The sequence below is a fragment of the Desulfallas thermosapovorans DSM 6562 genome, from assembly GCF_008124625.1.
Lineage (GTDB): Bacteria > Bacillota > Desulfotomaculia > Desulfotomaculales > Desulfallaceae > Sporotomaculum > Sporotomaculum thermosapovorans.
This window is the reverse complement of the sequence record NZ_VNHM01000007.1, coordinates 155986-164914: the sequence shown is the minus strand read 5'-3', so window position 1 is coordinate 164914 and position 8929 is coordinate 155986. Positions and strand designations below refer to the sequence as shown.

The window sequence follows — 8929 nt, the reverse complement described above, 5'->3', positions numbered from 1 at the left end:
ACAGGTTTGGCCACCTGACCACGGTTGCTGGGAAAGAGATTGGCATAGCGTGCTTCGATTTTGTCCCAGGGGATCATTTTAGCTAGTTTTACCCAGCGGTTATCGGCTCTTAATTTGCCTTCAAAGGGCAAATTAAATTCTTCGAGGTAATATTGATTTTCTATCCTGCGGAACATATTTTGCCTCCAAGTGCACGGTTTTTGCAACATTTACCGCATTTTCCATGCATTTTATTTCGACAAATATGTTCCTGAATCCTTGATTTTGTTGGGTTTTTGTTTCGTTCAGCAAGCCCTAAATATCATTGTTGCCGATACCGAAGGATGACGTTTGGCCAACCACTATATACCCGCCGTCGCTGGTTTGCTCTACCGAGGCAGCGGTATCCCAGTTAACTCCGCCGAAGGTTTGGGTCCAAGTTTCATTGCCCGAAGCGTCTGTTTTCACCAGGTATACGTCATAACCACCGGCCCCGAAGGAGTAGGTCTGCCCGGCCACAATGAACCCGCCGTCACTGGTTTGCCGGACCACCGTGGCGGAATCCGTTTCTTTTCCGCCGAAAGTTTTTTCCCATTCTTTCTTGCCTGCGGCATCTGTTTTTATCAGGTAGGCGTCGGAAGCACCGGCACCGGTTGAATTGGTGGTGCCGGCGATGATGTAGCCTCCATCGCTGGTTTGTAATACACAAGTCCCTGTATCTTCACTGGTGCCGCCGAACTCCCTATTCCACTGTTGGCGGCCGGAGGCGTCTGTCTTGACCAGATAGACGTTATAGTCCCCCCGCCCGAATACTGGTTGCGTGTTGCCGGCGATAATATATCCTCCGTCACCGGTTTGCCGCACCGAGTACCCTCGTTCGTTTTTACTGCCACCAAATGTCTTGTGCCACTGGAAGTAGCCCTTTGCACTGAGTTTAACCAGGTAGAGATCGTAATCCTGGCCACTTTGGGTTTCCCCCACAATAATATACCCGCCATCGTTTGTTGGTTGGATGAAGAAGCCCCGGTCGGTTTGTTTGTTCCCAACCGTGCGCTCCACATGCACTGTCCAATCAAGGGCAGCCCGGGCAGTAGATACATCAGGTCCTCCCCAAAACAGCATGGCCAGCATACATACCATAAAAAATTTATATTTATTAAAAATCATTTTTGTACACATAAAATAAACCCCTTAAGTGTTAGTTAAACCCATTATACCATGGAAGTTTTACTTGCTAAGGGGATAATTCGAAAGGTTAGCTTTAAAAGCTATTTGAAAGCATGTGTGAGATCCACTTATAATTTCTATGTTGACACCAAAACCTGCTTTTTGAACAATATCTTTAAGGCTATTATGTATTATTGTACATACTAATGATAAGGGAATAATTTTACAATTCGTTTATAGATAATGCAAACGGGAGGGCGAGTTTGGTATAATGGGTATAACCAATCCATGGTAAAGGGAAATGGGGTTTACACAATGACCGAAAATAATTTATATATCAACTACGAATTAATTACTGATAAACTGGCTGATATCAAGAAATCAGTGGCTTTGTTAAACACCATTGGGCAAGTTGAGCCGCAGAAATTTTACAAGGACGAGATTCTTGTTTCCGGCGCCAAGTATCAACTAATTCTATCCATTGAAGCAGCCCAAAGCATTTGTAATCACCTGGCTGCCAGGATAGCCAAAGAAGCCCCCCGAAGCTATGCGGACTGTTTTCGCATTTTGGGTGATAACGGTATCCTGTCCCGCGATTTGGTCCAAAAGCTCGTTTCCATGGCCAGGTTTAGAAATTTATTGGCCAACCAATACGGTAAAGTGGATAATTCAATTGTGCTTGATATATTGAAGCATAATATAGTAGATTTAATCACCTATACAAAAGAGATCAAACTATTTATATCCTCCGCCCGGGGATGAGTGAAATGAGCAATAAAAAAAAATATCTTCTTACATCACTGGAAAAAGAATCTGTGGAAAAACTGCTGAAAAGCAAATTATCTCAACGAGCGGAGATTTTATTTGCTTACCTGCACGGTTCTTTTTTATTGCCGACCTCCTGCGGTGATGTTGATGTTGCGGTATACCTTGATGATAAGGTAATGCCACAAAAACAGTGGGAATACGAAGTCGAACTTTCCCTATACCTGGAGGATCATGCCGGTATACCCGTTGACGTAATGGTATTGAATTTTGCCCCCATAGCGTTACGTTATCACGTTACCAGAGGCAAAATTCTATTCAGCCGGGATGAAAAAACCAGATTTGATTTTTTAGAAAAAACCTGGCGAGAATACTTTGATTATCAACCAATGATCAAGTCCTTTTTCAATGATCTAATATAGAGAGCAAATAAAAGTAACGCCCCCGGAGTAAAATAAAGGTAGCACCAAAACAGCACAGCATTGTATCTTCTTGACCGGTATAGTCATTTATTTGGTGGTTTTTGGAGCATTTTTATCAAACCGAACTGGATGGTGAATTGCATGCTTGATAAGGACACTTTAAAAGAAGTAATTGCTGCCGCCCTTGCCCATGGCGGTGATTTTGCCGATGTTTACGTGGAATACAAAAAGGTGACCGGTATCGGGTGTGAGGACGGCAAAATTGAGCGTATCCACTCGGGCATCGAATCCGGGGCGGGGATTAGGGTATTGTCCGGCGACCATACATCTTATGCTTATACCAATGATTTGAGCAGGGAGGGCTTGCTGGAAGCGGCCCGTATTGTAAGCCACGCCGTGGCGGGCCAGGGCGGGGATGTATCCTTTGAACTGCGCCGGGTGGAGTCCCCGGTTAGCTTTACGGTACTGCAAAGGCCGGATCAGGTGTCCACCGAGGATAAGGTCAAGGCGGTAAAGGCGGCGGATGAAGCCGCCCGGGCGGTGGACAAAGAAAAAATTAAACAGGTGATGGTTGGTTATGGCGATGTGGTACAGCATGTGATTGTGGCCAATAGTGACGGTGATTATGTGGAAGATGAAAGGGTGCGCACCCGGCTGATGGTTCAGGCGGTGGCTACAGAAGGATCGGTAATCCAAACGGGCTTTGAAGCGGTGGGCGGACACGGCGGCTTTGAACTACTGGAACGCAACAATCCCCGGGAAGTGGGGGTCGCCGCAGCCCGGCGGGCGGTGCAGATGCTGGCCGCCAAGCCGGCACCGGCCGGGAAAATGCCGGTGGTGCTGGCGGGAGAGGCCGGCGGCACCATGGTACATGAGGCCTGCGGCCATGGATTGGAAGCCGACCTGGTACAAAAGGGCCTTTCGGTATACGCCGGTAAAAAGGGCCAGCAAGTGGCGGCGGAATGTGTTACCGTTGTGGATGATGCCACCCTGCCGGAACGCTATGGTTCCTACAGCTTTGACGATGAGGGTGTGCCCTCCCGCAAAGTGGTTTTAATCGAGAATGGTATATTAAAAGATTTTATGTATGACCGGCTCACTGCCAAACGGGACGGTGTTGAGCCCAACGGTCACGGTCGCCGGGAATCCTACCAGCATAAACCCATCCCCCGCATGGGTAATACCTATATTGCACCAGGCAAAGACGACCCGCAGCAAATTATCCGCGAGACCGGCAACGGTTTGCTGGTGAAAAAAATGGGCGGCGGGCAGGTTAACACCACCACCGGGGACTTTGTTTTTGATGTGGCCGAAGGTTATCTCATTGAAAACGGTGAGGTTGGCCCCATGGTACGGGGTGCCACGTTGACCGGCAACGGCCCCGAGGTACTCCGGATTATTGAGGCGGTGGGCGGTGACCTGGGCTTCACCATCGGTACCTGTGGTAAAGACGGCCAGGGCGTTCCGGTGAGCGATGCCCAGCCCACCATTAGAATTAAAGAGCTGGTGGTTGGCGGTACGGGCCACGGGGAATAAAATGCACAAAATTGGTGCCGGGTGTTGAAAGGTTTTGGCTTTTGCAAGATATGTATTATACTATGGAGAATAATATGTTTCTTGATGATATTATAGTGTTTATATTGGGTGCCTGCATTGGCAGCTTCCTCAATGTATGCATCCACCGCCTGCCCCTGGGGCAATCGGTGGTTTATAATCCATCCCATTGCCCCGGCTGTGGCCACAGGCTTAAGGCGCTTGATTTGGTGCCTTTGCTTAGCTATATACTGCTCAGGGGACGCTGCCGTTATTGCGGAACAAGAATACCGGCCCGGTATCCCCTGGTGGAATCGACCGCAGCGGTGTTTTTCGGGGCTGTTTATCAATTCTGGGGTTGGCAGTGGCAGTCGGTTTCCATGTGGGTGTTTTTTGCCGTGCTGCTGGCTGCGGCACTGATCGATTACCGGCATAAAATTATTCCCGACGAGCTCATCATAACGGGTCTGGTACTGGGCCTGCCCCTGGTGTATTTGTCGGGGACAGGTAAATTAATTGACGGTTTAATCGGCTTTTTGGGGGCCGGAGTGCTGTTCTTGATCATTGCCCTGGTGTCAAAGGGTGGTATGGGCGGAGGAGACATTAAATTAAGCGCTTTAATGGGGTTATTTTTGGGCTGGCCTGACATCCTGGTGGCACTTTTTATCTCCTTTTTGGTAGGCGGCCTGTCGGGGATTATGCTCATGGCTCTGGGACAAAAGGGCAGAAAAGATGCCGTGCCCTTTGGACCTTACCTGGCCCTGGGCGGTGTGGTGGCAGCCTTTGGCGCTGATTGGATAATTAAATGGTACTGGAGTATTTCCGGTCTATAGATCATTAATTGACAGTTACACTGCTAAAAGCATAGCGCTCCGGCTCCGGGCGCTATGCTTTACATAAATTGGGTAGCCCGCTGTGTGACGGTTACTGGCTGACCACTTTGGTCATTAAACGGGCCAGGACTTGTCGCTCGTTGGGGTCAGCTACCTGCCACAACTCCTTGATGGCCTGCTGTTCCGGGTTAGACGGGGGCACGCTTTGAGCCAGCAGGTCTCCCACCTGGTAAGCCAGTGAATTAATTTTCTCCCTTGCAATGCCAAGTTCCTCGGCAAACTCCATAGCGTTCTTTAAATAATTCTTCCAGGTTGGCCAATCGGTGTTGACGTTTTGACGAAAATTGAAGTCCATGATTAACACCCCTCCTTGTATTTATAGTTTTATTATGTAACCAAATTCTTTTTTTATTTTCACACGGCCATTTGAAAGTTATGCATATAAATAAGTAATAATTTTCATCATCATCCATTATTGTACTGAGGGGGAAATTTTTCATATGGCACAACCGTTGATAGCGGCGCATATGCTGTATTATAAGTGCATATAATGCTACTTTGGTATTGTACCAAATGCCGATGCAAGGAACTTGATCCTGCGGTGTTTACTTCCTTTAGGGGGCATATTTAATGAAAATAGGCGATATTGTCACCAGGAAAGTAGCCGGGGAGGAGGCCCAGTTTTGTGTAATTGGTTTTTACACCGACCAGCAAACCGGGCAAAAGGTCGCCATAGTGGCAATGCTGGATCCCAATTTTGTGGTTCAGGTCTCCGTCCAGGAACTGGCGCCGGTTACGTTTAAAGATTTGATTGCCTTGACGGCCAATTCTTTTTTTATGCATTAACTGCCATCAGGTGGTTTTTTTTTGTCCCTAAAAATAGTACGTTTCTGATTTGTGTTTGGTACGGAAAGGAATAGTTTATTTTCCATTGAATTATAATAACTTAACTGAAAGGAGCGATCACGAGCATCATGGATTCCCAATACAAAAAATATGCGGAAAATGCGGTGCATAAAGCTTTGCGATCAGGTGCATCCATGGCCGAGGCATATATCAGCAGCAGTAAGGAACTGGAGATTGAAGTGCGAGAGCAGGCTGTGGATACAATGAAACTAGCGGAAGATCGAGGCATGGGCATCCGGGTGTTTCAGGATGGTAAAAACGGTTTTGCCTTCACCACCGACCTGAGCGATGGTGCCATAGATGAGGCGGTAAGACAGGCTCTGGCCAACGCCCGGCTCTCTGAGCCCGATGAATACCGCCTGTTGCCCCGGCCTGCCCCAAGCTACCCGGAAATGGATTTATACGACACGGCTATCCGGGCTGCCACTGTCGAGGAAAAAATCGACATGGCCCGTACTATGGAAAAGGAAGCCCGGGCTGCTGATAAGCGGATCAGTATAATTGAAAGCTCCACCTACCACGATGGCGAAGCCGAGGTTATATTGGTGAACTCCCATGGCATTTCCCTGCAGTACGGAGTAGCTTATTGCGGCATGTATATCACCCTGGTAGCGGGTCAGGGAGAGGAAAGCCAGACCGGGTTTGCCATGAAATATGGCCTGCGCTATGCTGATCTGGACCCCGCAGCCCTGGGCCGGGAGGCCGCAAGCCGGGCGGTACGTATGCTGGGGGCCAGGCCTGTGGCTTCCCGGCAGGCACCGGTGGTGCTGGAGCCCTATGTCGCCACGGGGTTTTTAGGCGTGCTGGCACCGGCCCTGTCCGCTGAAGCGGTGCAAAAGGGGCGTTCACTGTTCGCAGGTAAAGTGGGCCAACAGGTGGCCTCGGATCAAATCAACATTATTGATGACGGTACTTTGCCCGGGGGCATCGCTTCGGCGCCCTTTGACGGGGAAGGGGTGCCCATGTCCAGGACGGTACTGGTTCAGGGCGGCCTGCTGCAGGGATTTTTACACAACGTGTATACAGCTGCCAGGGACGGGGTGTTATCCACGGGCAACGGCACGCGCGGGTCCTTTAAAGGCACTCCCGAGGTGGGTACCACCAACTTTTTCATTGAACCGGGCAGTCAAACTCCTGAACAAATCATTGGTGATATAAAAAGCGGCCTGTATGTAACCGAGGTGATGGGGTTGCATACTGCCAATCCCATATCGGGTGACTTCTCCCTGGGGGCAAGCGGGCTGTGGATTGAAAATGGACAATTGGCCTATCCGGTGCGGGGCCTGGCCATTGCCGGCAACATTATGGAAATGCTGGGTCGGGTTGACGCGGTGGGTAGCGACCTGCAATTCTTCGGTACCCGGGGTGCCCCCACCATCAGAGTTTCCCGCATGAGTATAAGCGGCGGGGGTCAGGCTTAAAGTTTTTTAAAAACTTTAAGAGTTTGTTCAAAAGTAGCCTTTGGTGCTCTTCCAACCATATATACATGCCTTTCCAGGGCACAAAACGTTATGAAAAATTTCTTTTAGACTTCAATACCCGGCACCTGCGTAAGCACTATAAAAGCCAGCCAGCGTAGAGCTCACAGGTGTATCTGGCGCGGGCTTTGGGAACAGCCTCTTTAAGAAAAGATAAACCGGGTTGTTTAACGGGATTCGTGAAATATGGTCGGGACTATGCAACCAGGGTCATTTATGTTAAAATATTCCCATCTTTTTTGAGGTGATTTGGGTGAAAATACTGGTGCTGCACGGCCCGAATCTGAATATGCTGGGCAAAAGGGAACCCGGTGTGTATGGTACCGGGTCACTGGGGGACATAAACGCGTCCCTGGAGGAGCTGGCCCGGGAACTGGCAGTGGACATTGATTTTATCCAGTCCAATCATGAAGGGGTGCTGATAGATAGCCTGCATACCGCTGTTGATGATTACGACGCTGTAATATTGAACCCGGGTGCCTTGACCCACTACAGTTATGCCTTGCGTGACGCGGTGGCCGCCATTGCCATACCGGTGGTTGAAGTGCATATTTCCAATATCCATGCCCGGGAGGATTTTCGTCGTTATTCGGTGATTGCTCCCGTGGCGGCGGGGCAGATATCCGGCTTTGGCGCGCTGGGGTACCGGTTGGCCTTACGGGCGGTGGTGGAAATGGCCCGGGTACCCTGGACGGAGGAATGAAAATGAAAACCCGCATAAACAAAGTGGCCGCAGCCTTAAAGGAAAATGCCCTGGACGCGTTGCTGGTACTACAACCCGAAAACCGGTATTACTTAAGCGGATTCACCGGTGATACAGGTGCACTGCTTATTACAGCCGGGACATCCTTTTTAATAACCGACTTCCGGTACACTCAGCAGGCGAAAGAACAAAGCCCGCACCTGGAAATAAAAAAAATGGAAACCACCCTGGCAGAGGCGCTGGTGGAATTGATCAGCCGGCTGGGTTTACACGTTCTGGGATTTGAGTCCGATTACATAAGTTACAAGTTTTACGACACACTGCAGGAGAAACTGCAGCAAGTGTCACTGCGCCCGGTGGAGGGTATCGTTGAACAATTCCGCCTGGTCAAAAATAAATCCGAACTGGCTACCATTGAGAGGGCTATGGGCCTCTTAGATGAAGGTTTTGAGCATATCTGCAACTTAATCAAACCTGGTGTTACTGAAAGGGAGATAGCCCTGGAACTGGAGATGTTTATGCGCCGGCGGGGTGCTGAAAGAATAGCATTTCCCTTCATTGTGGCTTCAGGTCCCCGGGCTGCATTGCCCCACGGTGAGGCCTCGGCGAAAACCATTAACCACGGCGATATTATAACCATAGATTTCGGCGTGGTGGTGGATAATTATAATTCGGATATGACCAGGACGGTATCCCTGGGTTCACCCGGTGCGTTAATCAGACAAATATATGATATTGTGTTGGAGGCCCAACTGGCAGGCCTCGCCGCGGTAAAAGCCGGTGTGGCGGCAAGTAGCGTGGACAAGGCTGCCCGGGATATTATCGCTTCCCACGGGTACGGCGAATATTTCGGACATAGCACCGGGCATGGTGTGGGGCTGGCAGTGCATGAGGGGCCGCGGCTTTCCATGAGAGATGACACCATTTTGCAAGAAGGCATGGTGGTCACTATAGAACCGGGTATTTACCTGCCAGGCACCGGGGGGGTGCGTATCGAGGATAGTGTGGTGGTTGAGAAATACGGCTGTCGCAGGCTTACCAAATCACCCAAGGACAGGCTTATAGAGCTTTGATTGTGCAGCTTTGTGATGAATCCTGGTTGTGCCGCTAATAATAAATTGGGATATTTCAAGGAGGCGTAGA

At 49.6% G+C, this 8929-nt stretch carries 10 protein-coding genes and 1 pseudogene; 8 read left to right on the top strand and 3 right to left on the bottom strand.

Annotated features, from left to right (window positions below; all coding sequences use genetic code 11):
- Together LX24_RS14955 and LX24_RS08020 are read right to left on the bottom strand one after the other, a co-directional pair.
- A pseudogene (locus LX24_RS14955) lies at positions 1-176 on the bottom strand (IS5/IS1182 family transposase); the annotation flags it as partial.
- Between the two features lie 118 nt (positions 177-294).
- Positions 295-1158 carry a hypothetical protein gene (locus tag LX24_RS08020; RefSeq protein WP_166511620.1) on the bottom strand — a complete coding sequence of 288 codons (864 nt, stop codon included), beginning with the start codon at positions 1156-1158 and terminating at the stop codon, positions 295-297.
- Between the two features lie 303 nt (positions 1159-1461).
- Here LX24_RS08020 and hepT point away from each other — a divergent pair, with 303 nt between their 5' ends.
- The 4 genes from hepT (at position 1462) to LX24_RS08000 (ending at position 4699) form a co-directional block, all read left to right on the top strand.
- The gene (hepT, locus tag LX24_RS08015; RefSeq protein ID WP_166511619.1) at positions 1462-1908 is read left to right on the top strand and encodes a type VII toxin-antitoxin system HepT family RNase toxin; all 447 of its coding nucleotides are present in this window, start codon (positions 1462-1464) and stop codon (positions 1906-1908) included.
- Positions 1909-1913: 5 nt separating this feature from the next.
- Complete coding sequence (locus LX24_RS08010) at positions 1914-2333, top strand: nucleotidyltransferase domain-containing protein (protein ID WP_166511618.1); 420 nt, start codon at positions 1914-1916, stop codon at positions 2331-2333.
- A gap of 141 nt (positions 2334-2474) precedes the next feature.
- Positions 2475-3869, top strand: coding sequence for a TldD/PmbA family protein (locus LX24_RS08005; protein ID WP_166511617.1), 1395 nt, complete (start codon positions 2475-2477; stop codon positions 3867-3869).
- Between the two features lie 74 nt (positions 3870-3943).
- The gene (locus LX24_RS08000) at positions 3944-4699 is read left to right on the top strand and encodes a prepilin peptidase (RefSeq protein ID WP_166511616.1); all 756 of its coding nucleotides are present in this window, start codon (positions 3944-3946) and stop codon (positions 4697-4699) included.
- A 91-nt stretch (positions 4700-4790) separates the two neighbouring features.
- On the opposite strand, the gene LX24_RS07995 is transcribed toward LX24_RS08000, so the two are convergent.
- Positions 4791-5054 carry a DUF3243 domain-containing protein gene (locus LX24_RS07995; protein WP_166511615.1) on the bottom strand — a complete coding sequence of 88 codons (264 nt, stop codon included), beginning with the start codon at positions 5052-5054 and terminating at the stop codon, positions 4791-4793.
- Between the two features lie 275 nt (positions 5055-5329).
- Between LX24_RS07995 and LX24_RS07990 the strand changes: the two genes are divergently transcribed.
- The 4 genes from LX24_RS07990 to LX24_RS07975 all read left to right on the top strand — a co-directional run bounded on the left by LX24_RS07990 (position 5330) and on the right by LX24_RS07975 (position 8859).
- A complete protein-coding gene (locus LX24_RS07990) occupies positions 5330-5545 on the top strand; it encodes a hypothetical protein (RefSeq protein WP_166511614.1) in 216 nt (71 codons plus the stop codon).
- A gap of 128 nt (positions 5546-5673) precedes the next feature.
- Positions 5674-7026 (top strand): TldD/PmbA family protein, encoded by a 1353-nt coding sequence (locus LX24_RS07985; RefSeq protein ID WP_166511613.1) that lies wholly within the window; start codon positions 5674-5676, stop codon positions 7024-7026.
- Between the two features lie 310 nt (positions 7027-7336).
- Positions 7337-7786, top strand: a complete 450-nt coding sequence (gene aroQ, locus LX24_RS07980) for a type II 3-dehydroquinate dehydratase (RefSeq protein ID WP_166511612.1) — start codon at positions 7337-7339, stop codon at positions 7784-7786.
- Positions 7787-7788: 2 nt separating this feature from the next.
- Positions 7789-8859 carry a M24 family metallopeptidase gene (locus LX24_RS07975; protein ID WP_166511611.1) on the top strand — a complete coding sequence of 357 codons (1071 nt, stop codon included), beginning with the start codon at positions 7789-7791 and terminating at the stop codon, positions 8857-8859.
- Positions 8860-8929 lie beyond the last annotated feature (70 nt).

Bases quoted from the DNA above. Each gene is read 5' to 3' on its own strand.
- LX24_RS08020 (WP_166511620.1), bottom strand. From the start codon at position 1,158: ATGTGTACAAAAATGATTTTTAATAAATATAAATTTTTTATGGTATGT.
- hepT (WP_166511619.1), top strand. From the start codon at position 1,462: ATGACCGAAAATAATTTATATATCAACTACGAATTAATTACTGATAAA.
- LX24_RS08010 (WP_166511618.1), top strand. From the start codon at position 1,914: ATGAGCAATAAAAAAAAATATCTTCTTACATCACTGGAAAAAGAATCT.
- LX24_RS08005 (WP_166511617.1), top strand. From the start codon at position 2,475: ATGCTTGATAAGGACACTTTAAAAGAAGTAATTGCTGCCGCCCTTGCC.
- LX24_RS08000 (WP_166511616.1), top strand. From the start codon at position 3,944: ATGTTTCTTGATGATATTATAGTGTTTATATTGGGTGCCTGCATTGGC.
- LX24_RS07995 (WP_166511615.1), bottom strand. From the start codon at position 5,054: ATGGACTTCAATTTTCGTCAAAACGTCAACACCGATTGGCCAACCTGG.
- LX24_RS07990 (WP_166511614.1), top strand. From the start codon at position 5,330: ATGAAAATAGGCGATATTGTCACCAGGAAAGTAGCCGGGGAGGAGGCC.
- LX24_RS07985 (WP_166511613.1), top strand. From the start codon at position 5,674: ATGGATTCCCAATACAAAAAATATGCGGAAAATGCGGTGCATAAAGCT.
- LX24_RS07975 (WP_166511611.1), top strand. From the start codon at position 7,789: ATGAAAACCCGCATAAACAAAGTGGCCGCAGCCTTAAAGGAAAATGCC.